This window comes from Dactylosporangium sp. NPDC048998 (assembly GCF_043197855.1).
Lineage (GTDB): Bacteria > Actinomycetota > Actinomycetes > Mycobacteriales > Micromonosporaceae > Dactylosporangium.
Genome location: NZ_JBICTV010000005.1, coordinates 351,600 through 375,467, shown reverse-complemented (window position 1 = coordinate 375,467; position 23,868 = coordinate 351,600). Strand labels below are relative to the sequence as shown.

Sequence of the window (23,868 nt, the reverse complement as noted above, 5' to 3'; positions counted from 1 at the left end):
GAATGACCTATCGACAGAGGGCGCTGGCCGTGCGCCGGAGATCGACGTAGCGACGCGCCACGCCAGGGTGGGTCGAGGTCATGGGCCCATCATGCGGAGGCGCCGGAACTCTCGTCAATAGCCATCGGGATGTGTCCTATTTATTGAGATGAACCCGATGGGTTTAATAGGAATTAGCGCCCGCGTGTGGCAGGATGGGTGGCGGCCTCGTCCGGGTCGAGGAACACCGGTCCGCCCGCGGTGCGCACCTCCACGGCGCCCGGCGGCGGGGCGTCGGCGCCCAGCAACAGGCGGACCTCCGGCCCGGTGAGGCTGCGGTGGGCGGCCAGGTCCCCCATCGGCGCCGCCGCGCGCACGCACCCCGGCGCGACCCGCTCCGCGGCCTCCAGATAGCCGGCGAGGGGCCGCCAGCCGGGCACGATCGCGCGCCCACGAGGTCCGGTGAACACGATGGTGGGAAACCCGTAGCGCCGGCCGCCTCGGGCCGGCTTGGCGGCGCCCGGGTGCGGGCCCGGCCCGGTGAGCCCGACCACCTCGGGGTCGGGGCGGCGGGCCTCGCGCCGGTCCCGGCCCAGCGCCTGCCCGGTCCGCCGCGCGCGCATCTCCGCGGCGAGCCGCGCGACGTCCAGGCCCGGCACGCCACGGACGGCGGACAGCACCCGCTCCTCGGTGTCGGCCGGCTCCCCGAGGACGAAGACGGTCTCGCGCAGCCGGCGCAGCACCCGGTCGGCGACGGCGCTCCCCTGCTCCCGCGCCGCCAGTGCCGCCAGCGACGACGGCCGGCTCGACAGCGCGACCCGCTCCAGGCGCGCCGGCCAGGGCGCGCCCGTGTGCCCGGCGATCTCCTGGATGTGCCGGTGGTACCAGGCCGTCTCCGCCGCCGGGTCCGGCGCCGGATCGTCGCCGTCGTCGAAGAGGATGCCGAACACGCGGCGCCAGGCCGCACCGGCGGCACCGCCCAAGGCGGCGCGCAGGTACCGGAACGTCGGCTCCGAGCCCCAGGCCCACGGGCACATGGGGTCGGTGTACTCGACGACGGACAGAGCCGTCACGCCGACACCTCCGCTCCGCTCCGCTCCGGACCGCTCACGGGCGCTCGACCGGCGTCCACAGGCTCGGCAGGTTGACGACGACACCCTCCTGGCTGCTGCGGGCGATGACGACCACGGCCTCCTCGGCGCCCGGGTTCTCCTCGCGGTGGGGCACGTACGGCGGGACGAAGATGTAGTCGCCGGGCTCGGTCTCCAGGCGTACCTCGGCGTCGCCCTCGGCGAAGACGAAGACCGGGTGGCCGGAAACGACGTAGATGGCGGTCTCGGCCTCGCCGTGGTGGTGGTCGCCGGAGCTGGTGGCCGGGGCGACGTGGGTGCGGCCCATCCACAGCTTGTCCGAGCCGACCGTCTTGCCGGAGATCGCCTCCAGGCGCGTCATGCCCGACGTCTGCCGGGTGTCGCCGCTCAGCTCCGCGCCCTTGATGTGGCGCAGCGGGGCGTGCCAGTGGTCGGTCATGCGGATCTCCTTTTTATGGCGCCCGGGCGGGCGCTCTTCTCAAGCGTGGTCAGGCACGCGCGGGCACCAGGCCGAGTAGCGTCGCGGCCGGCTCGGGGGGCGTCTCGGTCAGCAGGTCCGCGAGCGTCACGCCGGTGAGGATCTCCTCCGTGCGCGCCTGGACGGCCCGCCACACCGCCGTCACCGCGGGCGCCCGGGTCGCGTCGGCCGGATCGTCCGGGCTCGCGCCGTGCACGGTGAGCAGTTCGCCGTCGACGGCGCCGACCACGTCGGCGAGGGTGATGTCGGCGGCGGCGCGGCCCAGCCAGTAGCCGCCCTCGCAGCCGCGCTGGCTACGCACCAGGCCGGCGCGGCGCAGGTCCCGCATGATCGACTTGAGGAAGCGGTAGGGGATGTGCTGCGCCGCGGCGATCCCCTCGCACACCAGCGGGCGGCCCGCGTCCGCGGCCAGTTCGACCAGGGCGCGGATCGCGTAGTCCGCCTTCGCCGAGATGCGCATCGCGGCACGTCCTCCAGCAGCGGGAGTGGTTGGCCGGAAAACCATATCAAGGTGCTCTGGTTTATATCCATTGGCTCCCGCGGTACGGCTGCCGGATTTTGAGTCTTTTTGACCGATTTGTCGTTGAAGCCGGTGATGACCGGGCGCGAGGCCCGGACGGACGGGAGCTTCGAGACCATGAACCGCAGGAGCCTGCTGGTGGCGGCCGGCGCCGTCGGCGTCACGACCGCGGTCGGGGGCGCGGCCGCCGCGATCGCCGCCGTGGATCCGGAGGCGGGCCGCCGCCCGCAGCCGATGCTGACCTGGGAGCTCGCCGGCGGGTTCGTGCCGGCCTGCTGGACGCTGCTGCGGGCGCCTCGGCTGGTCGCGTACGACGACGGGGTGCTCATCGCCGACGCGGCGAAGCGGCTGCGCATCGGCGCGGGCGACCTGCGCTCGCTGCGCAACCGCGCCACGACGGTCCTGCGGGACCCGGCCAACGCGCGCCGCCGCCCGGGCGCGCCGATCGTCGCGGACGTGCCGTCGACGGTGATCACCGCGCGGACGAACGGCCGGCGGTTGCGCCTGTCGTTCGACGGCCTGGAGGAGACGCGGCGCGACAGGGCGTACCCGCCGCCGGCCTACTCGCTGCTGGACCACCTGACGCAGCTGCGCGAGCGGGCGAACCGCTCGGGCACCCCGTGGCGCCCGGACGCGGTGCGGCTCGTCGCGACCCTCCTCGAGCCGGCGCAGCCCACGACGGTGCCGGTCTCGAACTGGCCGGCGGGCGTGCCCGTGCCACACTTCCGCAAGGACGAGTTCGTGACGCGGATGGACCTGCGCGACCGCTCAGCGCCGGCCCTGATCAAGGCGGTACCCCGGCCGGACCAGGCGCAATGGCCGCTCTTCCGGCTGCCCGACGGCCGCCGGGCCCAGCTCAGCTGGCGCTTCCTGCTGCCACACGAATAGCCTGCCGCTCCTGGCCTGGCGCGCGCTTCGCGCGGGCGCGCACGACGTGGGCGGCCAGGTCGTCGGGGCGGATGCCGGCGAGCGCGCCGCCGTACTTGCCGATCGGGGTTCGCACGGCGTCGACGATGGACACGTCGCGGAGGCGGTCGGTCACGAGGCGCTCCCTCCGGGGGCCTGCAGGGCGCGCAGCGCGGCGAGTTCGTCGCCGGTGGGCGGCTCGGTGGTGGCGACGGTGGCGCCGACCTTGAGCTGCCAGCCGGTGGCGTCCCGGACCTGCGCCACGCTCACGCCGGGGTGCACGTCGGTCAGCACCAGTTCGGCGGTGGCCGGGTCGGGGCGCAGGACACCGAGGTCGGTGATCACCGCGACCGGTCCGGCCCCGCGCAGCCCGAGCCGGGCCCGGTCGCCGGGGCCCGAGCCGTGGCCGACGGTCGTGACGAAGTCCAGCTTCTCCACGAGGTTGCGGGTGGAGTGCCGCAGCACCATGAGGACCCGACCGCAGTTGGCCGCGATCTCGGGCGCGCCACCGGCACCGGGCAGGCGGCCGGGTGCCCGGCCGGGCCCACGGTCGACGAGGGTGGTGTTGATGTTGGCGTGCCGGTCGACCTGGGCGGCGCCGAGGAAGCCGACGTCGACGCGGCCGGCCTGCAGCCAGTAGTTGAAGATCTCGGGGACGGAGACCACCGCGTCGGCGGTGTCGGCCAGCTCACCGTCGCCGATGGACAGCGGCAGCCGGGTGGGCTTGGAGCCGAGGGTGCCCGACTCGTAGATGAGCACGAGGCCGGGCTGTCCGGTGCGGCGGGCCAGGTTCGCGGCGGTGCTGGGCAGCCCGATCCCGACGAAGCAGGTCCGGGCGCCGGCCAGTGCCCGTGCGGCGTTGACGGTCATCAGCTCGTCGGGGGTCCACGGCGCTGGGGTCGGCGACGTCATCGGGCGGCCACCTTCTCGGCGGTCTGCTCCAGGACGTGTTCGCGGATCCAGGCGCGGAAGGTATCCCGGTCGCGCGAGATCGGATCCCACGCTCGGTAGAAGTCGTTGTCGCGGACCGAGTAGCCGGCCGCGTAGGACGGGTGCGCGCCGCCGGGCACGTGCGCGACGGCGGTGATGGCCCAGCCGGGCAGCGTCACCGCGTCGGGCCGGGGCTCCAACTCCTCGACGATCTCCTCGACGGTGACCAGGATCCGGTCGGCCGCCAATGCCGCCTCCTTCTGCACGCCGACGAGGCCCCACAGCCGGACGTTGCCGTGCCGGTCGGCCTGCTGGGCGTGGATGACGGTCACGTCGGGATTGACCGCGGCCACCGCCGCCAGTTCCTCGCCGGTGAAGGGGCAGGTGACGGTCGCCACGGTGTCGGTGCGGGTGGCCAGGTCGCTGCCCCGGTAGCCGCGCAGCACCGCGAACGGCAGCCGGGAGGCGCCAGCGACGTAGCGGTTGGCCATCCCGGCGTGGCTGTGCTCATCCAGCTCCAGCGGTCGCGGCCAGCCGTTCTCCACGGCGTCGCGGAACCGGTGCAGCGAGCCGACCCCGGGGTTGCCACCCCACGAGAAGACGAGCTTGCGCACCAGCCCGGCACCGATGAGCTGGTCGTAGATCACGTCCGGCGTCATGCGGATGAGCGTCAGGTCGGTGATGCCCTGGCGGATGATCTCGTGCGCGGCGGCGAACGGGATCAGGTGGGTGAAGCCCTCCATGGCGACGGTGTCCCCGTCGTGGATGAACTCCCGCACGGCGTCGTGCAGGGTGCGGATGTCAGCCATGGTCCCCCCGTGCCGCCCCGCGGCCTCTTGTTCGCCTGGTGAACTTTCATTCATAATTTGTGCCATGAGTTTCCACCCGCCCGTAGCCGGTGTCAACGACCCGCCGCCGGACCTCCCGCAGCCGCTCGATGTGGCCGGCACGGTGCCTGCGCCGGACGAGGCAGTGGTGGGGCCGCTGGAGCGCGGCCTGTCCGTGCTGCGCGCCATGTCCTCGCCCGGCCAGCACCGCATGCGTACCAGCGACCTTGTGCATGTGACCGGCCTCGCGCGGTCCACCGTCGACCGCGTCGTCGGCACACTCGCCCAGCTCGGCTACCTTCGTCCGGCAGGCCGCGACATGGAGCTCACCCCTCGCCTGCTGGAACTGGGCAACGCCTACCTGACCAGTTCCGCCATCCCCGACACCCTCGGGCCCCTTGCCGAACGGCTCGCCGACGATCTCGACGAGTCGGTCTCCCTCGCCGTGCCCGACGGCGACGGCGTCCGCTTCGTCACCCGGGTCTCCCGGCGACGGACCATGTCGCTGGCCTTTCGCATCGGCGACCTGCTGCCCGCCGAGCGGTGCGCGCCCGGGGCGCTGTTCGCCCGCGACTGGACCGAACAGCAGTGGCACGCCTGGCGCGAGCGGCGCCGCACAGACCCCCGCGACGCCGCCTTCCCCGCCGTCCCGGCCCGGGCCGGGAGCACCGACCCGGAGGCCGTCGAAGCGGAGTTCGCCCACCGCACCGAGCAGGCCAGCGCTCGCGGCTGGTCGGCCGACGACCAGCTCATCGAACCGGGCCTGATCGCTGTGGCGGTCCCGGTGACAGACCCGTCGGGGCGGGCGGTCTGCGCGGTGAGCGTCGTCAGCCACACCAGCCGGCACTGCGTGCAGTCACTCTCCGCGGCCGTGCTGCCCAGGCTGCGCGACGAGGCCGACGGTATGCAGCGTGCTCTGACCGACACCGTCGAGCGGCGAGACACCAAGACGTTCGCCCAGGCCGCCCCGACCGACGCCATACTGGCCACGAAGAAGGAACTGGGGGCGGGCTTCCTGCAGTCGCTGGCTCGTGGACTGGCCGTGCTGACCTCGCTCGGCACGTCGACCGGCGGGCTCACCCTGTCCGAGGTGGCCGCCGCCACCGCGCTTCCGCGCGCCACCGCACGACGGTCGCTGCTCAGCCTGGCGCAACTCGGCTACGTGGCGGCGGACGGACCGCGGTTCCGGCCGCTGCCCCGGGTCCTCGAACTCGGGTACACCCACCTGTCCGGGCTCGACCTCGCCCAGATCATCCAGCCGCATCTGGAACGACTGGTCGAGGCCGTGCACGAGTCCGCCTCGGCCACGGTCCTGGACGGCGACGACATCCGCTACGTGGCCCGGATCCCCACCTACCGGATCATGAGCGTGGACATCACCATCGGTACCCGCTTTCCCGCCTACGCCACCTCGATGGGGCGGGTACTGCTGGCCGGCCTGGACGAGCGCGAGCGCGCCGCCCGGCTCGGCCGCGTCGATCTGCGACCGCTGACACGACGTACCGTCACCGACCCGGACGTGCTCGCGCAGATCCTGCGCGAGACAGCCGCGAACGGGTACGCGCTCGTCGACGAGGAACTCGAGCAAGGACTGCGTTCGATCGCCGTACCACTGCGCGACGTCACCGGCGCCGTAGTGGCCGCGGTGAACCTCTCCACGCACACCGGGCGAGGAGGGCCGGAGCACACCGTCGCCACGCTCCTGCCGGCACTCCGCCGAGCCGCGGCCGGCATCGAAGCCGATCTGCACGTGGTTTCGGCGCGCACGCCGTTGCGGCTGCGATGATCGGTCTGCGATCAGTGGCAGGACGGCGTCGCCGCAGGCGGTGAAAACACGGTGCTGCGACGCGGGAAGCCAGGAGCCTCCAGCGCCGCAGCAAGCCCGTTCATTGCACCGACTCGGCTCCAGGTCAGAACAGACCGTTGCCATGGGGCAGCGAGTCCGGCACGGGCGCGATGACGTCCCAGTGCTCGACGATCCGACCGTCCTCGATCCGGAACAGGTCGTAGTAGGCGCACGGCACGCCGAATTCGCCCTCAGACTGCAGCAGGACGAAGTCACCTTCGGCGATGACCCTGTGGATGGTCTTGTAGACGAGGTTCTTACCGTCCGCGGCCCACTCCGCCGCGGCCGCGCCGAACCCGGCCAGCCCGTCGGCGGCCTCCGGGTTGTGCTGGTGGTACGTCTCGGTGGAGATGTAGTCGGTCAGCACCGAGTAGTCGGCGTCCCTGAGCACCTTCTCCGCGAACTCGGCCACCAGCGTCCGGTTCGCCTCGGTCTTGTCCGCGTCCTTGATCTGGGTCGGCCCGTCGATCTGCGAGCGTCCCGATGCGGTGGACGTAACGACCGTCGTCAGCGCGTCCCAGTGCTCGGCCAGTTTGCCGTCAGCGACCCGGAAGATGTCGAAAGCGACCAACGGGTCCGGGCCGAACCCGTGGTAGACGCCGTGCAACGCCACGAGGTCGCCGTCAGCGATGACACGCGCTCCCTCATACCGGAACGCCGCCGGCAACCCTGCCACCAGGCCACGCAGCGCTTCCGGACCGTCGGCGGCCAAAGCGCTGTGCTGCTTGTAGTCCGCGGCCACCCAACGGTCGACCGCAGACGGATCCTTGTCGCCGAACAGTTCCTTCGCCGCCGCGAGAACGGTCTCCTTCGGGCTGCTCATGATCTCCTCCTTGGCCGGTCGGCCTTCGAGCCTTATGGTGCTTTTCACCCATCGACGCGTCGACCCTACCCAGGGGAGTACCTACAAACAGGGAGAGTTGGAGACAGATGATGGTCAGAATCGGACACGATGAACGGCGATCGGTTGCGAACGTTGCCTACGCCGCTCCCCCAGGCACACCGGCGGGGATCGAGGTCATGACGCTGGCCACCCTGCGATCACGCACCACACCAGCGAGCCTCGCCCGTCCGCACCGCCCCGCCTTCCACCATTTGGTGAACATCGACCGCGGACAGCTACGGCAGACCGTCGACTTCACCGGCTACACCCTCGTCGCCGGCGAGTGGCTCTGGATACGCCCACGCCAGGTCCTGCAATGGGGCGACCTGGCCCGCACCGAGGGCACCCTCATCTTGTTCCAGGAGGAGTTCCTCGACGCCGCCACCATCTCAGCCACAGGCGCCGATGATCCTTTCGCCCCTGCCCGGATCGACCTGGAGATGGCCGAGCAGCAGGTGCTGCACCAAGCGGCCCAGCACCTGACCGCCGAGTTCGTCACGTACGGCGCAATGCCGCCGCACAAGCACCTCGCCGCTCTGCGGCATCTGCTCGCCGCACTGCTGTTGCGGCTGAGCCAGTCCGTCATGCCGGCAGAACAGCCCGACGGCAACACTCAGATCTTCCGCCGGTTCCGGGATCTCCTGGAGCAGCGGTACACCATCACTCGCACTGTCGAGGACTACGCCACCAGGCTCGGCTACTCTCCCCGCACCCTGACCCGGGCCAGTGTCGCGGTGGTCGGCGTCGGCGCAAAAGAGGTCATCGGCCAGCGCGTGATCCTTGAAGCCAAGCGCATGCTCGCCCACACCAGCCACAGCGCCGCCCAGGTCGCCACCCGTCTCGGCTTCGACAGCGCAACCAACTTCAACAAGTACTTCCACCAGCGCACTGGCCAAACGCCCATCGACTTCCGTACGTCCATCAGAGGTGCCGCGACGAGCGATTGAGCATCCCGCGGCGTCCTCGCACAGAGGGCGCCTTGCTCAAGCCGCACCGGCGCCCGCGCTGCGGTGCCTCACGCGTCAGCGGCCGCCGTGCGGACCGCTTTCATCGTCTCGACCAGCACGCGGTGGGTCTCGGCCACGTCCTGGGCCATCTGGAAGCTGCCCTCGGTCTGCAGGACCGCGAAGCCGTGCATCGCGGCGCGCAGGACCCGGGTCGCGTGCACGACCTGGTCGTCGGCGAGGTCGTAGCCCTTGAACACGGCGAAGACGACGGCGATGAAGCGGCCCGCGGCGGCCGAGACCAGCGGGTCGGGGTCCGGCCGCTGCGGGACGAGCGCGTAGCGGTCCGGGTGCTGGGTGGCGTAGGCGTGGTACGCGTGCATGAGCGCCTCCAGCGCGTCGTCCCCGCTGCGCCCCAGCACCGCGGCCGTGGCGGTGGCGGTGAACTCGTCGAGGATGCGCGCCGCGAGCCGGCCGCGCAGCTCGGCGAGGCCGGCCACGTGCTTGTACAGCGACGGGGTGGCGACGCCGCACTCGGCCGCGACCGCGGCGAGGGTGAGCGCCGCCGGCCCGCCCGCGTCCACGACCCGCAGCGCGGCGTCGACGACGGCGGTGGGGCTCAGCCCGGCCCTAGGCATGCGCGCGCTGCCCCAGGAACGCCAGCACCGCGTCGGCGGTCTCCGCCGGGCACTCGGAGTGCGGGTAGTGCCCGGCGCCCTCGATCATCGCGACCGTGCCGCCGATCCGCCCGGCGATCAGCCGCGCCTCGGCGGCCGGGTCCGGGAAGTCGGGGTCCTTCGAGCCCATCACGACCAGCGCCGGGGTGCGCACCTCGGCCGAGCGCGCCTCGCACACCGACACGTCGGCGGCGAGCATGGCGCGCAGCGCGTCCATCCGGCCCGGCTCGGCGAGGTTCGCCGACAGCGCCGCCCGCTCCCCCGCGTCGGGCTTCCCGGTCTTGTACAGCGAGGCCCAGTACGCGACCCACAGCGGCCGGAACGTCTGCACCGCCCAGATCGCGGCGCGCATGAACGGGTTCGGCCGCGGCATGACCCGGGCGAAGGGGTCGGACAGCACGATCGCACCGAACAACTCGGGCGCCTCGGCCGCGGCCCAGATCGCGCTGGAGCCGGTGTAGGAGTTGGTGAACAGCACGGCGGGCCCGGCGTCGAGGTGGCGCAGCAGCGCGATCGCGTCGCGGGCGATCGCCTCGGGCGAGTAGTCGGCCCAGACGGCGTCGGTCTCGCCCTCGCCGCGCAGGTCCATGGTGACGACCCGGTAGCCGGCCGCGACCAGACGGGGCACGAAGGGCTCGAAGGTGCGCCGGGTGACCCCGAGGCCGGGCAGGCAGAGCACCAGCGGCCCGCCACCGAGGCTGTCGTCGTACGCGATGTTCCCGTTCTCGTGCACAAAGCTCATCGTCATAGCCAAAAAGCTAATGCCATTAGCCTCGGGTGTCAAGCATGACTCAGGCCTCCGCCACGAGCGCCTCTACCACGAACGTCTCCATCCGGTGGAGCAGCTCGCGCAGGTCCGGCAGCGACAGGTACCGGGTGTCGACCTCCACGATCATCCGTACCACGTCCGGCACGTCCTCGACGGTGACCATGAGCTTGGGGCCCAGCGACCGCAGCGGCTCCTCGGACACCACCCGGGTCTCGGCCAGCGCCGCGCGCACCTCGTCGCCTCCGGCCGGCGCGGACCCGCCGTCCGGGGGCCGTGCGGTGCGCCGGTCGTTGTACAGGCAGGTCAGGTCGAGGTGCTCGCCGCGCTCCCGGGCGATGCGCTCGGTGAGCTCCGCGCGGGCCTCGGGGTCGTAGTAGGCGTACTTCGACGCGCTCATCGACGCCGCCCGGGCCCGGGCCACCGCGTCGGCGGCGGAGACCCCGGCGACGTCGAGCACGCACAGGCCGTCCTGGGTCACCGGGCTCACCACGTCGCGCAGCGCCGGCCGGAACCGGTTGCTGATGATCCCGATCGCGACGAACGGCCCGCTGCCCGGCAGTACCTGCTCCAGCCCGGTGGCGAACGCCGCGAGCAGCACCCACGCCGGGTCGGCGCCGAGCCGGGCCGACAGCGCCTCGGAGGCGAGGTGCATCGCCCGCGACTGCCACCGCACCCGGCAGTACGTCGGCTCGCCCCGCTCGACCGGCCCCGGAAAAAGGCTGGCCGGGATCGTGCGCAGGTGCGACTCCCAGTAGCGCATCGCCGACGCGGTCTGCCGCGCCACGGCCGGCTCCCGCTGCAGGCGGGCCAGGTCCAGCGGCTGCAGCGCCTCGTACGGCCCGGCCGGCTCCCCCGTCGCCGGGTCGCGCCCGGCCAGCTCACGCAGCATCACCGCGATCCCGCCGAGGTCCGCCGCGATGTGGCAGATCAGCGCGACGACGTGGGCGACGGCCCCGTCGTGGCGGACCACGCCCATCCGCAGCGGCCACTCCTCGGCGTAGTCGAACTTGCGCTCGCGCCACTCGGCGGCCAGCGCCTCGGCCACCGCCGCCGGGTCCTCGTCGCCGGCGGTGTCGACGAGCTCCAGCACGGCCTCTCCGGACGCGAACACCTCCTGCGTCACCGTGCCGTCGCCGGAAAAGCGCAGCAGCGTCCGCATCGCCGCGTACCGGCTCATGAAGAAGCGCAGTTCCCCGGCGATGTCCTCGACGGTCCGCCCGTCGGTGACGGCGACGGCGCCGCCCATGCTCATCGACGAGTCGATCTCCGTCATCGCCGCCCAGACCTGCTGCTGCCCCCAGGCCAGCGGCCCGGTCCCGGCGCCGGGCCCCTCGAACGGGACGATGATCCGCTCCACCAATTCCGGTCCGCTCCCAGGTCGCCACGCACGTCCGGCCTCCACTGCCGTGGATGCTTGCATACCGCCCGAACCCTGGGAACCGCCGTTCGGCGGGTGTTCATCGACTTTCATCGCCAGTTGTTCCATGACCCGTAAGAAGCCGAGCCGCGCGCCGCTCCTGAGCCGCTCCTCAGCCCGGTTCAGCGGCGCCTCAGCTGGCGCGGACGAGACTGTCCGGCATGCGGGTGCGACGGGTCCTGGTGAGGCTGGCGCGGGCCGTGGCCGGGCGGTGGGGGCTGGCTCTCGCCCCGCGGCCCTGCGCCGCGGCGACGGGGGTGACGCACGCCGCGTGCGTCGCGCCGCGCGGACGCGGGCCCGGGCGCCGGTACGAGCCGAGCCGGCGCCCGCGCGGACGCTGAATCCGACCCGGGGTTCCCGGCAGGAGGTTCGCCGCCGCCGTGATCGGCGCGACCCCGCTGGACGCCGCCCCGACCGCGTGCACCATCGACGGCAACCCCTGCCAGAGCATCGCCTGATGCGGCTACACCTCCACGACCGGCCAGGCCTTGCCCAGCACCGCCTCGATCTGCTGCGGCAGCGACGTGTAGACCGCAGCCGAATGACTGGCCGCCGTCAACGCCGCATGACCGGCGCCGATGCGTCCCGCCCTCGCCGCCATGCCGCCGATGATCGGCAGATCGTCCGGCCCATTCACATCCGCCCGCGGCTCGTCGACCAGCACGACCGGCAGCAGCCGCAGCACTCGCAACACGTCGAACTCGTCATCGAACCGCAGCGCTTGATAGGCCTCCACGAGACAGGTGCTCGGAATCGCCACCGCGAAACTGTCCTCGGCCGCCCGGAACAGCAGCTCACCGACCCGGTCGACACCGTGCACGTACGCCATCAGCGCACCGCTGTCGAGCACCGCCTCGACGATCACCGGCGCGGCTGCCAGTCAGCGGGCAGGATGCCCTCGGACTGCAGGCGGCGCACCGCCTCGTCCCGCACCTCACGAGGCACACGCAGCTGATCCCGCAGCGCCGCGGCCTCGGACGGGTCGGGCGTGAACCGTCGGTGCCCGGCCCCGGTCAGCGCGTCCTGCGTCTGCTCGACGAGCTGCCGGCGCCGCAGTGCCTCCGCCACGTACGCCGACACCTGACCGGCGGGCAGGTCCTTCAGCGGACCGGCAATGTCGTCCGGCAGCGATACGGTGATCCTGACCGTCATACCAAACAGCCTACATCAGTATGAACATGTGCCACCCGAAGGCCGAGTGGCGGCCGAGCGAAGGAGCGGCTGACATGTGGATACAGGTTCTGGCCGGCGCACGCTAACGTTCCAGGCCATGGGTTCCATTGCGTTGGCCGAGGAGCTGCTCCTGCTCGCCTACGATGACGAGTCGGGCAAGGCCACCGGCTCCCACATCGGCCTTGACCTGGGCATGGCCGCCGCCGTGCTGGTCGAGCTGGCGCTGGCCGGCAGGATCGTCTATGTCGACGGGACAATCGTCGTCACCGAGCCGTCGCCGATCGGCGAACCGATCGCCGACGAGGTGCTGGCCCGCGTCGCCGCCGACACGCCGCATTCGCCCGCCTCCTGGGTGCAGCGGCTGCGGCACGGGCTGCGCGACCGGGTCCTCGCCGACCTCTGCGACCGCGGCGTGGTCTGCGACGTCGACGAGACCACGATGGGCTTCATCCACGTCCACCGGTACCCCACCGTCGATCCCACGGTGGAGGCCGAGGTCCGGGCCCGCCTGAGCCGGGCGCTGATCGGAGACGAGATGCCCGACGAGCGGACGGCGGCGCTGGCGACGCTCGTCGCGGCGGTGCGGATGGCGCCCGCGCTCGGCCTGAGCGGCGCCGACGCCGTGACGGCCCACCAGCGGTTGCAGCAGATCGGCGACCGTGCCGGCTTCACCGGCTCGGTGAGCATGGAGGAGTCCTCCATCCGCCCGTCGGTCGCGCTCGTGGTCGCCGTGCTGGTGAGTGCCATTCAGCTCGCGCTCGGCACCGCACCGCGCTGACCCGGCTGCGCCTCACCCCCCGTGCGGCGTTTGGCCCAGGCGTTTGCGGGAAGCGCCGCTGAGCCTGTCGCCCTGCCTCCGGGGAGCCGTGATGCGTGCCATCGTCATCGAGAAGTTCGGTGGACCCGACTGCCTGATGTACAAGGACCTGCCGGAGCCCGAGCCGATGCCCGGTCAGGTCGTCATCGAGATCAAGGCGTTCGGCATCAACCACGCCGAAATGCACATGCGCCGGGGTGAGTGGGCCGAGGCCGCGCAGGTGAGCGGCATCGAGTGCGTCGGGCTGGTGAAGGCCTGCCCCGGCGGCGAGTTCCCGGTCGGTGCCAAGGTCGCGGCGCTGATGGGTGGCCTCGGGCGCACCATCAACGGCAGCTATGCCGAGTACACCCGGGCGCCGGCGTCGAACGTCGCGCTCATCGAGTCCGATCTGCCCTGGGCCGAGCTCGCCGCGATCCCGGAGACCTACGCGACCGCCTGGACCTGCCTGTTCCGCAACCTGGAGATCACCCGCGGGCAGACGCTGGTCATCCGCGGCGGTACGTCCTCGTTCGGCCAGGCCGCCATCAACCTCGCGGTGAACGCCGGCGTGCGGGTGATCGCGACCACGCGCAAGCGCGAGCGCTTCGCCATGCTGGAGGAGCTCGGCGCGGACCGCGCCGAGTTGGAGAGGCCGGATCTTTCCATGCGGATCGCCGAGGCCAAACGGCTCGACGCGGTGCTCGACCTCGTCGGCAACAGCACCATCCTCGACTCGCTGGACATGCTGCGCCGGGGCGGCCGGGCCTGCCTGGCCGGCTGGCTGGGTGGCCTCGACCCGATCGCCGACTTCAACCCCTTGCTGCAGATGGCCAGCGGGGTCTACCTGACCTTCTTCGGCAGCTTCGTATTCGGCAAACCCGGATTCCCGCTGTCGGACGTACCGTTGCAGAAAATCGCGGCGGACGTCGCGGCCGGCCGCCTCAGGGCGAAGCCGTCACGCGTGTTCGGCTTCGACGAGGTACGCGAGGCGCATCGGGTGATGGAGGCCGGCGAGGCCGGCGGCAAGATGGTGGTCGTCCGCGCCTGACCTGGTCGACCGGGACGGGCGGCCCTAGGCGTTGCCGAGGCCGGCCCGGCGCGCCTTCACGATCACCTCGGCCCGGTCGGTCGCGTGCAGCCGGGACGTCCGCGCCTGGGCGAGGTGGCCGAGGTACAGCGCGGCGGGGATGATGAGCAGGATCGGCAGGTCGGGCCAGACCGACGCCTGCATGCGTGCCTCGTGCGCGGCCGCGGCGGCGACCTGCTCGGCCGCGGAGCCGCCGGACAGGTGGGCCGGTGCGACGACGAACTGGGCGAGCTGCTCGAGCCCGGCGCCGAGCAACGCGACGATCCCGGCAAGGACGCGCCATCTCGAAGCGGTCATGGATGCCCTCCAACGTGGTCCGGGCCGCGAGTGCCGCGACCCGGCTCTCAGCATCGGCACGGCACGTTCCCGCAGCCAGAGACCCGCGTCCCGCGGTGCCGGGACGACGCCCCGCGACGCCGGAGGTTACTCGCGCTCGACCCTTCGCAGCCCGTACGCGGGCGTCCACCACTCGACGACGAGCATCGTGGCCTCGTCGTTGAGGTGCGTGTACACGACCTCGGCGACGTCGGCGCGGAAGAGGTCGCCGTCCGGCCCCTCGCTGAGCGGTCCGGCGGCGATCGCCCGGCCGGAGATCTTCGCCTCGCCCGGCCACAGCGCCTCGCCGCCCTCGATCGGGTCGACCGTGGCGCTGTGCAGGGCGAACCGCGGATCCCGGCGGAGATCCGCGCCCTTGCGCGCGTTCGGCATCGAGCCGAAGACCAGTTCGCCGCCCTCGAAGACCGCCTCGATCCCGGAGATCCGCGGCGACCCGTCGGCTCGCAAGGTCGCGATGGTCTTGTGCCGGTGCGCGTCGAACAGCGTCCGCACCCGGTGCGCGAGCTCCGGCACTGCCCGTTCGACGTCCTGCCACGCCGTCATACGCCCATGGTCGCACCGCCGCCTCGACCTGGCCGCCGACCCTGAGGAACCCGTTTCGTACGCCACCGCCGCGGAGCCCCACGACACCGACACACGGGCCTCACGCAGGTGGTGAACGTTGAGCGCAGCTCGCGGCTCATGGAAGCCGGCTCAGCTCTTCCTTGCGTCGTAGCAGAGCCGCCCTCCTCCGGCGGGCGGTGCGCAGATTGGCGATGGCCAGGACGCCCAACGCCAATACCACGACGACCAACGATGGCGCGAGCTTGTGCCGCAGGGTGGTGATGACCAGCGCACCGACGGTGAACAGCAGCCAGGCGCCCAGTCCGAGCCAGCCGGCCACGACCCGATCCCGGGCGAACATCGGCGTCCTGCGGGTCACGGCCCAGCCGCCGAAAACCGCCCAGCACAGCCCGATCGCCACCAGTACCGCGAACGCGACCTTCGTCCGTGGCGGCAGCCCCGGCTCCGTCGCCCACAGCAGCCCGATCAGGCCGCTGCCGGCGAGCCCGGTGAGTGCCAGCGTCACGTATCCGACCCTCTTACGCAGCGACAACGGCGCGTCGAGCCGCTTGAGCAGGTCTTCGGGCGTCATGCTTCGTACCCCTTCCGCGCCAGCTCGCGGCGCAACAACTTCCTTGCCCGGTTGAGCCGCGATTTGATGGTGCCGACCGGCACGGCGCAAATCTGTGCGCACACGTCCAGCGGCAGATCCTCGAGATAGAACAGCAGCAGTACCTCCCGTTCCCGGGCCGGAAGCGCCGCCAGCACGCCACCGAGCGTCTCCCGATCGACCACCGCTTCCGCCTCGTCGGCTCCCGGCACGTCGCCGACCAACTCGGGCTCGGGGCGTGCATAGACGTCACGCAGCCGGTTCATCACAGCCCGGCGAGCGATGCCGAAGAGCCAGGGGGCGAACCGGTCCGGCTGCCGCAGCCGCGGCAGCCCCTTGAAGACCGCCAGCCATACCTCTTGCACAACGTCGTCGTCGGGCCCGGTCAGCATCCGCCCGACGTACCGCTCGATCGCCGGATGCCACGCCCGTATCAACTCGGCGAAGGCTTCACGTTCGCCCAACTGGCAGCGAACCACCAACAACTCATCGGCCATCTGCCCTCCTTCGCCTGTTCAGTCGCGGCCCGCGCCGTGCAGGTTCATTTTTCGTGCAAACTTTCGAGCGCCCCCTGCGTGGATAGGGGCAAAGGAGGTGCCCGCAGTGGAGACATCCCAGGAGGCCGAGTTCGCGGCCTTCGTCACGGAGCGCGCCCATACACTGCTGAAAACGGCGTACGCCCTGACCGGCGATCGGCACGCTGCGGAGGACCTGGTCCAGACCGCCCTGGCCAAGGCGTTCGCCCGCTGGCGACGCATCGACGAACCGGAGCCCTATCTCCGTAGAATGATCTACAACGACTTCGTGTCGGGACGGCGCAGCCCGCGCAGCCGAGCCGAGATCACGGTGGCGAAGCCGCCGGATCACGCCGGCGGCCGGTACATGGAGTCCGACACCGCCCTGCGGTTGCTGCTGCGTGACGCACTCCAGACGCTGCCGCCGCGCCAGCGGGCCGTGTTGATCCTGCGCTACTTCGAGGACCTCAGCGTCGAAGAGACGGCGGCGGTGTTGTCGTGCCGCCAGGGAACCGTCGCCAGCCAGGCGTCGCGGGCCCTGGCCAAGCTCCGCGATCTGGTACCCCAGCTCGACTGGTCCTCCGACCCCGTGGGAGGACGGCGATGATGCGCTTCGACCAGCTTCTCCACGAGACGATCGACGAGATGGCCGACGAGATGAAGGCGCCTTCGGCCGCCCTTGTCAGCGCCTCCATCGCCCGCGGGCGGCGCATCCGCCGGGGCCGCCGGCTGACCGGCGCGGGCGGCGCACTCCTGGCGGTCGCGGCGATCGTCCTGCCCTGGGCAGTCATCTCCCGGCCGGGCGGCTCGCCGGCGCCTGAAGTACCGGCGGCCTCCGGCACCGCCCGCGACCCGGGATCAACCGGACTCGCCGGCGGCTGGGTCGTCACCGGCACCGGAACTCGGGTCCTCGACCGCGCGACCGGCGAGTACGTCTCGACGGAGGGAAAGAGGGCGGTGCTGCCCGCACCGGTCGGCGACCGGATCCTGCTCGACGCCACGCCGGAGCCGATTCAGGTGATGGGCGTACGAGACACCCAGCCGGTCACCGTGAACGACACCAACCTCGGCGGCGACTACCGATGGTCTCCGGCGGGCGACCGGCTGGTTGGCCGGGCCAGCCAGAAGGAGCCCTTCGAGAGCGGATTCGCCGTCGTCGACGCCCGGACGGGCACGGTGAGCAAGCACTGGGTCGACGTGAGCCGGTACGACTGCAGCCAGTGCACGTACAGCTGGAGCCGGGACGGGCGGGAGATCGTCATGGCCATCGCTGACCGCAGCGGCGGCGAGTCCGCCGAGAAGGTCAGCCGCCTGCAGCTGTTCGACGCCGCGACCGGCGCACCGACCCGGTCCCTGCCGGTCAAGGCGATGCCGTCCAGCCCGTTCTCCTGGTCACCAAGCGGCCGATACGTCATCGCCAACGCCGACGAGCTGCGAAGAGACTGGCAGCTCATCGACGTCTCCACGGGACAGAGCCGGCCCTTCGCGTACGACGCCGTGTGGGTGAGCGACACCCAGCTGCTCGCCACGGACGCCGGGAAGGTGCTCACCCTGAGCACCGATGGCACCATCACCGCGACCACGGAAATCGACATCCCCGGCGCGGCCGAGTGGATCAGCCTGGGCCCGCCCGGACAGTGACGCCGATATGATCGCGATCCACCCGGACCTTTACGTCCTGGTCGAGCGCTCTGCGGTACCAATCCACCTGGCGCGGGGTGCCAGCCCCGATGTGGCCGGACGTTGACGGGCTTCCGTAGGACCGCACCGGCCACGTAGGCTCTCGACTCAGACGTCGATATTACGGGGAGCCAAGAAGTGACCACATTCAGTCGCCGCACGGTCCTGGGCGCGATCGGCGCGATGGCCGCCGCGCCGGCCGCCTCCGTCGCGCTCGCACCGACTGCCGCGTACGCCGCCGACACCTATGCCTCCAACACTGCCCTCTATGCCGACCCCACGCTCGCCGAAGGCGTGGACTACGCCCGCCGGTACCGCCGGCACGAGGCGATCGATGACAGCGATGCGGCCAGCTACCCGTTCCCGGACACGGTCGTCCTCGCCCTGCACGGCGGCGGCATCGAACCGGGCGCCTCGGAGCTCTGCGTGGCCGTCGCCGGCTACCACCCGGCCACCGGATCGGCCCAACCAGCCGGCGGACCGACCTACGACTACTGGATGTTCGAGGGCATCCGCGCGTCGAACAACGGCCCACTGCACGTCACGGCGACCCACTGCGACGACCCCGTCGCAGTGGCGCTGGCGGCCGGCGCCCGGCGCGCCGTGTCGCTGCACGGCTGCACCCCGGCCCAGGCCGGCCTCACCGACAGTACGGCGGCGGTCATGGTCGGCGGACTGCACACCACCCTGAAGAATCGGATGCTCACCAACCTCGCAACCGCCGGCATCCAGGCATACGACGCGGCCAGCGTCCCCGCACTCGGCGGCGACGACCCAGCGAACATCGTCAACCGCACGCTCACCGGCAGCGGCGTACAACTGGAACTCACCACACCACTGCGGACGGCGATGTTCACCACCAACACCCGGGCGCAGCGCAAGAACACCACCACGACAACCTTCTGGCAGTTCGTGAACGCGGTGCGCGCAGCCCTGCAGTGACGCGAATGCCGACGGTCAGTGCCAGAACACGGGCCGGCCGGTCTGTACCGATGCGGTGAACAGGGCGCGCAGGTGCGCCACGCCGGCGAGGAAGACGTCGATGCCGACTGGCCGGACGGCGGCGCGCAGCCGGGCAGGCAGCGACGACCTCTGATCGGGCTGAACGACCGGTGAGCAGTGGCGCGCCTCGGCACCGCTGACCGTGTCGCGGAATACCCAGCTGTCGCCGTCGGCGCGTTGCGTGAACTCGGCCGCGGCGAACAGTTCCTCGCCGGTGAACGCGTCCCGTACCCGTACCAGGGCATCGGGACCCAGCCACGTGGTGGTCAGCCGGTCCCCCGGCGAAGGGGGCAGGCCATCGGCGCGGTACTGCTCGTCGAACGAAACGATAGATCCCCAGGTCGACGGCCGTTTGGGTAGCGCGACGAGCTCGTCACCGTCGTAGACGTGCACGATCGCGTCGTTGTCGACGTCGGTCAGGACGATCATGTCGTACCGCCGCATGGTCTTCGAGGCGTCAGGCCGGTCGCGTCTGTTCCGATGCGTAGACCCGGGTCGCCTCGACGATCCACCACCGCGCGTCCTCCAGGTGGCCGACGATCCGGGGACCGGACGGCCGGCCGAGCACGATGATGTCGTCGATCAGCGCGATCCAGAGGTCGAAGCGGGGCGGGGCGGGAACGGGCAGGCGCGCACGCTCTTGCCGGCCGGTTACCGCGACGATGGCGGACCCGACGACGGTGTAGGCGACGGTACCGGCGGCGAACGACAGCGGTACGGCGAGAACGGGACCCACGACCGCGCCCACCGGCTGTAGCGTGCCGACGAACACGGCGACGAGCACCACGAGCCCGCCGAGCGACGTCAGGAACGTGCGCCGGCTCGCCGGTGGCGGCGGGCCGTCGGCCAGCCGGGCGGCTTCCTCGATGAAGCTGTAGGCCCGGTACAGCGCCGCGATCGAAGGGTTGCCGGTCGGGTCGCCGGTCCACTGCTGGTGCTGCAGCAGCCCCATCGCACCGATCAGGTCGGCGCCGAGGCGGCGGCACGCCCGGGCGAGCCGTGCGTTGCTGAACTCCTCAGACATCGTCCACCTCGGCCGCCGCGCTGGTGGCGAGCCATTCGCCGATGCCGTCGGCGGCGGTGCACAGCGCGAGATCGGCGTACGCGAGCGCCGCCAGGGTCCGATCGCGCTCAGTGGCCCAACGCAGGTACGCGGCATCCGGCGGGACCGGGGCGGTGCTCGACAGGTACGCGAGTACGGCGGCACCGAGCTCGCGCCGGGCGAGGCCGATGGCGTCGCGCAGCCCGGCCAACGTCGCCGGGGTGGCCGATGGGTCGGCGATCCGACGGACCCGACCGCCGAGCCGCCGGTCGAGACCCATCATGATCCAGTACAGCGGAACGGACGCCGCGTAGACGGTCATGCCCACCGTGATCTGCCAGCCGTAGGTCAGCGGGTGCCAGGCCTGGACCATTGCGGCGATGCCCGCCATGACCGCCCCCATGGCGAGGACCTGCGCGACGAGGCCGAGGACGCTGGTCGAGCCGTCGGGGCGCCGCAGCGGGTTGCGGCCGATCCCAGCCGCGGTGACCAGCAGCCCCCAGGCCTGATTCAGGAAGGACTTCGCTTCGCGGACGCGGGGATGGTCGATGCCGGCAACGGCGGCCGGGAGTCGCTGCCGCACGGCATCGGTGGCGCGGACGGCCGCCTCCAGCCGGTGCCGGAACTCGTTCATGCAGTCACCCCTGTGGATGACCACAATGGTGACAGTACCGCGCAAGGTGCACTGGTCCCGATTCACTGCCGACCGCTGGACGCGTTCTTCGCCAGTGCTGCGTAGGGCGTGAAGGGCTCCATCGCGGCGCGCGGGCTACCATCGGGCCATGCCCTTGACCGCGGACGACGTCGAGCGGTTCGAGGCATCCAGGGCGCGCCTGGAGGCCATGGCCTACCGCCTCCTCGGCTCCGCCGGGGAGGCCGAGGACGCCGTGCAGGAGACGTTCCTGCGCTGGCAGGCCGCCGACATCGACCGCATCGAGGTTCCCGAGGCCTGGCTGACGAAAGTCCTGACCAACCTTTGCCTCAACCAGCTCACCTCTGCACGGGCGCGTCGCGAGACCTATGTGGGTCAATGGCTTCCCGAGCCGCTGCTCGCCGGCGACCCGATGCTCGGTCCGGCCGACACCGTCGAGCAGCGCGAATCGGTCTCGTACGCGGTCCTCACCCTCATGGAGCGCCTCTCCCCCAACGAGCGGGCGGTGTACGTACTGCGGGAGGCCTTCGACTACCCACACCGGGAGATCGCCGAGATCCTCGACATCACCGAGGCCGCCAGCCAGCAGATCTTCCACCGCGCCAAGCAGCATGTCGCGGACGGTAAGGTCCGCACCGAGATCGACGAGGCCGCCGCCCGGCGGATCGTCAAGGAGTTTCTGGCGGCCGCCGCCAGCGGCCAGACCGAGCCGCTCGTGCGCCTGCTCACCGAGGACGCCATCTCGATCGGCGACGGCGGCGGGAAGGTCCCGGCCCGCGCCAAGGCGTTCGAGGGCGCCGTCGCGGTCGCGAAGTTCCTGTGGGGCCTGCTCAAACCCGGCGAGGCCAAGCGTGCCCTGGTCGGCGGCTCGCCCGAGGTCTACGCCTGGACCGCCAACGGCGACCCCGCCGTCGTGGCCGTCGTGGACGGCCGGGTCGTCGGCGTCATGTGCCTGGAGGTCACCGCCGAGGGCATCGCCGCGTTCCGCAACCAGGTCAACCCCGACAAGCTCGAACGCGCGACCGCGCACTGGGCGTCAACCGACCACGGGGAGCCGCTGTTCAACGCCTTCTAGCCGCCATGTGAGGTGCTTCACATCGCGTTCCTGTCAGGAAACGGCGGGCCGCCCGGTTCGAGTGGCAAGCCCGCGCAAGACAGGAGCAGGGAAATGCAGCACCGCATCATCGTTCTCGGAGCCGGATACACCGGAGCCATCGCCGCCGGCCGCATCGCCAAGCGACTGCGCCGAGAGGACGTCGCCATCACTCTCGTCAACGCCGAGCCCGACTTCGTCGAACGCGTCCGCATGCACCAGCTGGCGACCGGCCAGGACCTCAAGCCCCGGCCATTCAGCGAGATGTTCGCGGGCACCGGCGTCGAACTGAGGCTCGCGACGGTCACCGGCATCGACGTCGACCGCAAGACCGTCGCCGTCATCGACGCGAACGGCGCCGAGGAACTGGCCTACGACACGCTCGTCTACGCCCTCGGCAGCGGCTGGAACGACCAAGGCGTCCCCGGGACCGCCGAGCACGCCTATGAGATCGCCAGCCGCCCCGGAGCACTCCGGCTGCGCGAGCGCCTGGCCCGCCTCGACGCCGGTCAGACCGTGGTCGTTGTCGGCGGCGGCCTCACCGGCGTGGAGGCCGCGACCGAGATCGCCGAGGCCCGCCCGGACCTCGAGGTCGCCCTCGTCGCCCGCGGCGGCCTCGGCGACTGGCTCTCACCTCAGGGCCGCGAGCACCTGCGGAAGGTCTTCGGCAAGCTCGGTATCACCGTGTACGAGCACGAGGCCGTCACCGGTGTCGAGGCCGACCGCGTCGCCACCGCCGACGGCAACGCCATCCCGGCTGCGGTCACCGTGTGGACCACCGGCTTCGCGGTACACCCGATCGCGAAGGCGACCACCCTGGAGGTCACGAGCACCGGCCAGATCGTGGTCGACGGGACCATGCGTTCGGTCTCGCACCCGGACGTGTACGCCGTCGGCGACGCGGCCATGGCGATGGGTCCCGGGGACAAGCCGCTGCGGATGTCGTGCGCCTCGGGAACTCTGGCCGCGTGGCAGGCCGCCGACGCGATCGCGGCCCGCCTGAGCGACGGGAAGCTCCCGAACGCGCCGATCCGCTACTTCAACCAGTGCATCTCGCTGGGCCGCAAGGAGGGCTTGATCCAGTACGTCACCGCCGACGACCGCGCCGTGCGGGCGATCCTGACCGGACGGCTCGCCGCCGTCTACAAGGAGCTGGTCTGCAAGGGCGCCGCCTGGGGCGTCGCCAACCCGACGTTCGGGCTGCCGACCCGGCGCCGCCGCGTCACGCGGGAGCAGGCTGTGGCGGGCTCGGTCGTCAAGGCGCTGGCGTAGAGCACGAAACGAAGCGGGCGCCCTCGCATCGAGGGCGCCCGCTTCGAACGTGGTCGACGGGCGTGACGCGTAGTGCGTACAGTTGTCATGCGAGATGTGCGGGGTCCGACGGCGACCATATGCTGCGCAACGGCCGCATGCCTTCCTCGACGTAGTCGGCGATGGGACGGTCGCCCCCGTCGAGGTACCACCGCTCGAGTGCGGCGAAGTAGCCGAAAACGAGGGCGTTCGCGATCACGCGCGCCTGCGTCTCGCTCAGCTCTCCGGAGGCCGCGATCAGCGGAGCGATCCGTTGGCCTGCCCGGTCGAGCGTCGCGTAGGCGGCCATACGCACCGATGGTTCGGTGAAGAAGTACCGAACCCTGCGCCACGGGCTTCTCGCGGCCCGCGAGTCTCGTTCCACGTCCTCGGAGTGAAGGGCTGGTTCCGGTGCGGATTCGTACGCACGGACGGCCCGAAGCAGGCTGCCGACCGGATCCCCGGGATCCAGGATCTGTTCGAGCATCTCCTGGCTCATGGTGTCGAACTCATCAGCGACGATGAGTCCTTCCTTGGTGCCGAAGTAGCGGTACACCGATGACGGCGAGACCTCGGCCGCGGCTGCGATCTCCTCGATCGTGACGGCGCCGAACCCTCGCTCGTCGAACAGGTCGAGAGCGCGTTCCTGGATGGTGCGCATGGCTTTGCGCCGCCAGCGCTCACGAAGCCCGGTCATGCGACGAGGGTACCAGGAAGTCACACGCTCCAGATAGTGACTCTCAGTTTGGCATTGACTCTCCGTAAGAGGCGATCTAGAGTCA

Annotated in this window: 31 protein-coding genes; 10 read left to right on the top strand and 21 right to left on the bottom strand. The window is 71.5% G+C overall.

Annotation, left to right across the window (positions count from 1 at the left end):
- Positions 1-7 precede the first annotated feature (7 nt).
- The 4 genes from ACGFI8_RS15525 to ACGFI8_RS15510 all read right to left on the bottom strand — a co-directional run bounded on the left by ACGFI8_RS15525 (position 8) and on the right by ACGFI8_RS15510 (position 2,008).
- Entirely contained in the window at positions 8-82 is a 75-nt protein-coding gene (locus ACGFI8_RS15525; protein ID WP_350544119.1) for a putative leader peptide, read from the bottom strand.
- Between the two features lie 91 nt (positions 83-173).
- Positions 174-1,052 carry a DsbA family protein gene (locus ACGFI8_RS15520; RefSeq protein WP_392804814.1) on the bottom strand — a complete coding sequence of 293 codons (879 nt, stop codon included), beginning with the start codon at positions 1,050-1,052 and terminating at the stop codon, positions 174-176.
- Positions 1,053-1,086: 34 nt separating this feature from the next.
- Positions 1,087-1,509: a cupin domain-containing protein gene (locus tag ACGFI8_RS15515; protein WP_392804812.1), complete on the bottom strand. Its 423-nt coding sequence runs from the start codon at positions 1,507-1,509 to the stop codon at positions 1,087-1,089.
- A 49-nt stretch (positions 1,510-1,558) separates the two neighbouring features.
- The gene (locus ACGFI8_RS15510; RefSeq protein WP_392804810.1) at positions 1,559-2,008 is read right to left on the bottom strand and encodes an RrF2 family transcriptional regulator; all 450 of its coding nucleotides are present in this window, start codon (positions 2,006-2,008) and stop codon (positions 1,559-1,561) included.
- A 177-nt stretch (positions 2,009-2,185) separates the two neighbouring features.
- On the opposite strand from ACGFI8_RS15510, the gene ACGFI8_RS15505 reads away from it, so the two are divergent.
- Positions 2,186-2,956: a hypothetical protein gene (locus ACGFI8_RS15505; RefSeq protein WP_392804808.1), complete on the top strand. Its 771-nt coding sequence runs from the start codon at positions 2,186-2,188 to the stop codon at positions 2,954-2,956.
- Here the strand turns inward: ACGFI8_RS15505 and ACGFI8_RS15500 are convergent.
- From ACGFI8_RS15500 to ACGFI8_RS15490, 3 genes are read right to left on the bottom strand one after another with little or no spacing between them, the layout of a single operon-like run.
- Positions 2,925-3,110 carry a hypothetical protein gene (locus ACGFI8_RS15500; protein WP_392805422.1) on the bottom strand — a complete coding sequence of 62 codons (186 nt, stop codon included), beginning with the start codon at positions 3,108-3,110 and terminating at the stop codon, positions 2,925-2,927. The two genes, ACGFI8_RS15505 and ACGFI8_RS15500, sit on opposite strands and share 32 nt — an antisense overlap.
- Positions 3,107-3,886, bottom strand: a complete 780-nt coding sequence (locus ACGFI8_RS15495) for a CoA-transferase subunit beta (RefSeq protein ID WP_392804806.1) — start codon at positions 3,884-3,886, stop codon at positions 3,107-3,109. Before ACGFI8_RS15495 ends, ACGFI8_RS15500 begins: the two co-directional genes overlap by 4 nt.
- The gene (locus tag ACGFI8_RS15490; RefSeq protein ID WP_392804803.1) at positions 3,883-4,713 is read right to left on the bottom strand and encodes a CoA transferase subunit A; all 831 of its coding nucleotides are present in this window, start codon (positions 4,711-4,713) and stop codon (positions 3,883-3,885) included. Before ACGFI8_RS15490 ends, ACGFI8_RS15495 begins: the two co-directional genes overlap by 4 nt.
- 64 nt (positions 4,714-4,777) lie before the next feature.
- Between ACGFI8_RS15490 and ACGFI8_RS15485 the strand changes: the two genes are divergently transcribed.
- Entirely contained in the window at positions 4,778-6,517 is a 1,740-nt protein-coding gene (locus tag ACGFI8_RS15485) for an IclR family transcriptional regulator C-terminal domain-containing protein (protein ID WP_392804801.1), read from the top strand.
- Positions 6,518-6,641: 124 nt separating this feature from the next.
- Here ACGFI8_RS15485 and ACGFI8_RS15480 read toward each other — a convergent pair whose 3' ends face one another.
- Entirely contained in the window at positions 6,642-7,400 is a 759-nt protein-coding gene (locus ACGFI8_RS15480) for a nuclear transport factor 2 family protein (protein WP_392804798.1), read from the bottom strand.
- A gap of 197 nt (positions 7,401-7,597) precedes the next feature.
- Here ACGFI8_RS15480 and ACGFI8_RS15475 point away from each other — a divergent pair, with 197 nt between their 5' ends.
- Positions 7,598-8,407: a helix-turn-helix transcriptional regulator gene (locus tag ACGFI8_RS15475; RefSeq protein WP_392804795.1), complete on the top strand. Its 810-nt coding sequence runs from the start codon at positions 7,598-7,600 to the stop codon at positions 8,405-8,407.
- A 68-nt stretch (positions 8,408-8,475) separates the two neighbouring features.
- Here ACGFI8_RS15475 and ACGFI8_RS15470 read toward each other — a convergent pair whose 3' ends face one another.
- The 5 genes from ACGFI8_RS15470 to ACGFI8_RS15450 all read right to left on the bottom strand — a co-directional run bounded on the left by ACGFI8_RS15470 (position 8,476) and on the right by ACGFI8_RS15450 (position 12,419).
- On the bottom strand, positions 8,476-9,042 hold the full coding sequence (locus tag ACGFI8_RS15470) for a TetR/AcrR family transcriptional regulator (RefSeq protein ID WP_392804793.1): 567 nt from the start codon (positions 9,040-9,042) through the stop codon (positions 8,476-8,478).
- On the bottom strand, positions 9,035-9,829 hold the full coding sequence (locus tag ACGFI8_RS15465; RefSeq protein WP_392804791.1) for an alpha/beta fold hydrolase: 795 nt from the start codon (positions 9,827-9,829) through the stop codon (positions 9,035-9,037). Before ACGFI8_RS15465 ends, ACGFI8_RS15470 begins: the two co-directional genes overlap by 8 nt.
- A 43-nt stretch (positions 9,830-9,872) precedes the next feature.
- Positions 9,873-11,207, bottom strand: coding sequence for a hypothetical protein (locus ACGFI8_RS15460; RefSeq protein ID WP_392804788.1), 1,335 nt, complete (start codon positions 11,205-11,207; stop codon positions 9,873-9,875).
- Between the two features lie 523 nt (positions 11,208-11,730).
- Positions 11,731-12,132 carry a hypothetical protein gene (locus ACGFI8_RS15455; protein ID WP_392804786.1) on the bottom strand — a complete coding sequence of 134 codons (402 nt, stop codon included), beginning with the start codon at positions 12,130-12,132 and terminating at the stop codon, positions 11,731-11,733.
- Positions 12,129-12,419 (bottom strand): hypothetical protein, encoded by a 291-nt coding sequence (locus ACGFI8_RS15450; protein ID WP_392804783.1) that lies wholly within the window; start codon positions 12,417-12,419, stop codon positions 12,129-12,131. Before ACGFI8_RS15450 ends, ACGFI8_RS15455 begins: the two co-directional genes overlap by 4 nt.
- Before the next feature lie 118 nt (positions 12,420-12,537).
- Here ACGFI8_RS15450 and ACGFI8_RS15445 point away from each other — a divergent pair, with 118 nt between their 5' ends.
- Both ACGFI8_RS15445 and ACGFI8_RS15440 read left to right on the top strand, forming a co-directional pair.
- The gene (locus ACGFI8_RS15445) at positions 12,538-13,218 is read left to right on the top strand and encodes a GPP34 family phosphoprotein (protein ID WP_392804781.1); all 681 of its coding nucleotides are present in this window, start codon (positions 12,538-12,540) and stop codon (positions 13,216-13,218) included.
- 91 nt (positions 13,219-13,309) lie between these two features.
- Positions 13,310-14,284 carry a zinc-binding alcohol dehydrogenase family protein gene (locus ACGFI8_RS15440; RefSeq protein ID WP_392804779.1) on the top strand — a complete coding sequence of 325 codons (975 nt, stop codon included), beginning with the start codon at positions 13,310-13,312 and terminating at the stop codon, positions 14,282-14,284.
- 24 nt (positions 14,285-14,308) lie between these two features.
- Here ACGFI8_RS15440 and ACGFI8_RS15435 read toward each other — a convergent pair whose 3' ends face one another.
- The 4 genes from ACGFI8_RS15435 to ACGFI8_RS15420 all read right to left on the bottom strand — a co-directional run bounded on the left by ACGFI8_RS15435 (position 14,309) and on the right by ACGFI8_RS15420 (position 16,309).
- Complete coding sequence (locus tag ACGFI8_RS15435) at positions 14,309-14,620, bottom strand: hypothetical protein (protein WP_392804777.1); 312 nt, start codon at positions 14,618-14,620, stop codon at positions 14,309-14,311.
- A 126-nt stretch (positions 14,621-14,746) separates the two neighbouring features.
- Positions 14,747-15,202: a pyridoxamine 5'-phosphate oxidase family protein gene (locus tag ACGFI8_RS15430; protein ID WP_392804776.1), complete on the bottom strand. Its 456-nt coding sequence runs from the start codon at positions 15,200-15,202 to the stop codon at positions 14,747-14,749.
- Positions 15,203-15,338: 136 nt separating this feature from the next.
- Positions 15,339-15,794, bottom strand: a complete 456-nt coding sequence (locus ACGFI8_RS15425) for a hypothetical protein (protein ID WP_392804774.1) — start codon at positions 15,792-15,794, stop codon at positions 15,339-15,341.
- Complete coding sequence (locus tag ACGFI8_RS15420; RefSeq protein WP_392804771.1) at positions 15,791-16,309, bottom strand: RNA polymerase sigma factor; 519 nt, start codon at positions 16,307-16,309, stop codon at positions 15,791-15,793. The genes ACGFI8_RS15425 and ACGFI8_RS15420 overlap by 4 nt, the downstream gene beginning before the upstream one ends.
- 106 nt (positions 16,310-16,415) lie before the next feature.
- Between ACGFI8_RS15420 and ACGFI8_RS15415 the strand changes: the two genes are divergently transcribed.
- The 3 genes from ACGFI8_RS15415 to ACGFI8_RS15405 all read left to right on the top strand — a co-directional run bounded on the left by ACGFI8_RS15415 (position 16,416) and on the right by ACGFI8_RS15405 (position 18,949).
- A complete protein-coding gene (locus ACGFI8_RS15415; RefSeq protein WP_392804768.1) occupies positions 16,416-16,934 on the top strand; it encodes a SigE family RNA polymerase sigma factor in 519 nt (172 codons plus the stop codon).
- Positions 16,931-17,968: a hypothetical protein gene (locus tag ACGFI8_RS15410; protein WP_392804765.1), complete on the top strand. Its 1,038-nt coding sequence runs from the start codon at positions 16,931-16,933 to the stop codon at positions 17,966-17,968. The genes ACGFI8_RS15415 and ACGFI8_RS15410 overlap by 4 nt, the downstream gene beginning before the upstream one ends.
- Positions 17,969-18,145: 177 nt before the next feature.
- A complete protein-coding gene (locus tag ACGFI8_RS15405; protein WP_392804762.1) occupies positions 18,146-18,949 on the top strand; it encodes a poly-gamma-glutamate hydrolase family protein in 804 nt (267 codons plus the stop codon).
- A gap of 15 nt (positions 18,950-18,964) precedes the next feature.
- Here ACGFI8_RS15405 and ACGFI8_RS15400 read toward each other — a convergent pair whose 3' ends face one another.
- The 3 genes from ACGFI8_RS15400 to ACGFI8_RS15390 are packed head-to-tail and all read right to left on the bottom strand — an operon-like array spanning position 18,965 to position 20,685.
- Positions 18,965-19,438 carry a hypothetical protein gene (locus ACGFI8_RS15400; protein ID WP_392804759.1) on the bottom strand — a complete coding sequence of 158 codons (474 nt, stop codon included), beginning with the start codon at positions 19,436-19,438 and terminating at the stop codon, positions 18,965-18,967.
- Positions 19,439-19,466: 28 nt separating this feature from the next.
- Positions 19,467-20,033, bottom strand: a complete 567-nt coding sequence (locus ACGFI8_RS15395; RefSeq protein WP_392804756.1) for a hypothetical protein — start codon at positions 20,031-20,033, stop codon at positions 19,467-19,469.
- Positions 20,026-20,685 carry a hypothetical protein gene (locus ACGFI8_RS15390; RefSeq protein ID WP_392804753.1) on the bottom strand — a complete coding sequence of 220 codons (660 nt, stop codon included), beginning with the start codon at positions 20,683-20,685 and terminating at the stop codon, positions 20,026-20,028. The genes ACGFI8_RS15395 and ACGFI8_RS15390 overlap by 8 nt, the downstream gene beginning before the upstream one ends.
- A 148-nt stretch (positions 20,686-20,833) precedes the next feature.
- Here ACGFI8_RS15390 and sigJ point away from each other — a divergent pair, with 148 nt between their 5' ends.
- Together sigJ and ACGFI8_RS15380 are read left to right on the top strand one after the other, a co-directional pair.
- A complete protein-coding gene (gene sigJ / locus ACGFI8_RS15385; RefSeq protein WP_392804750.1) occupies positions 20,834-21,778 on the top strand; it encodes an RNA polymerase sigma factor SigJ in 945 nt (314 codons plus the stop codon).
- Positions 21,779-21,871: 93 nt separating this feature from the next.
- The gene (locus tag ACGFI8_RS15380) at positions 21,872-23,068 is read left to right on the top strand and encodes an NAD(P)/FAD-dependent oxidoreductase (RefSeq protein WP_392804747.1); all 1,197 of its coding nucleotides are present in this window, start codon (positions 21,872-21,874) and stop codon (positions 23,066-23,068) included.
- Positions 23,069-23,153: 85 nt separating this feature from the next.
- Here ACGFI8_RS15380 and ACGFI8_RS15375 read toward each other — a convergent pair whose 3' ends face one another.
- Positions 23,154-23,783, bottom strand: coding sequence for a TetR/AcrR family transcriptional regulator (locus ACGFI8_RS15375; RefSeq protein WP_392804745.1), 630 nt, complete (start codon positions 23,781-23,783; stop codon positions 23,154-23,156).
- Positions 23,784-23,868 lie beyond the last annotated feature (85 nt).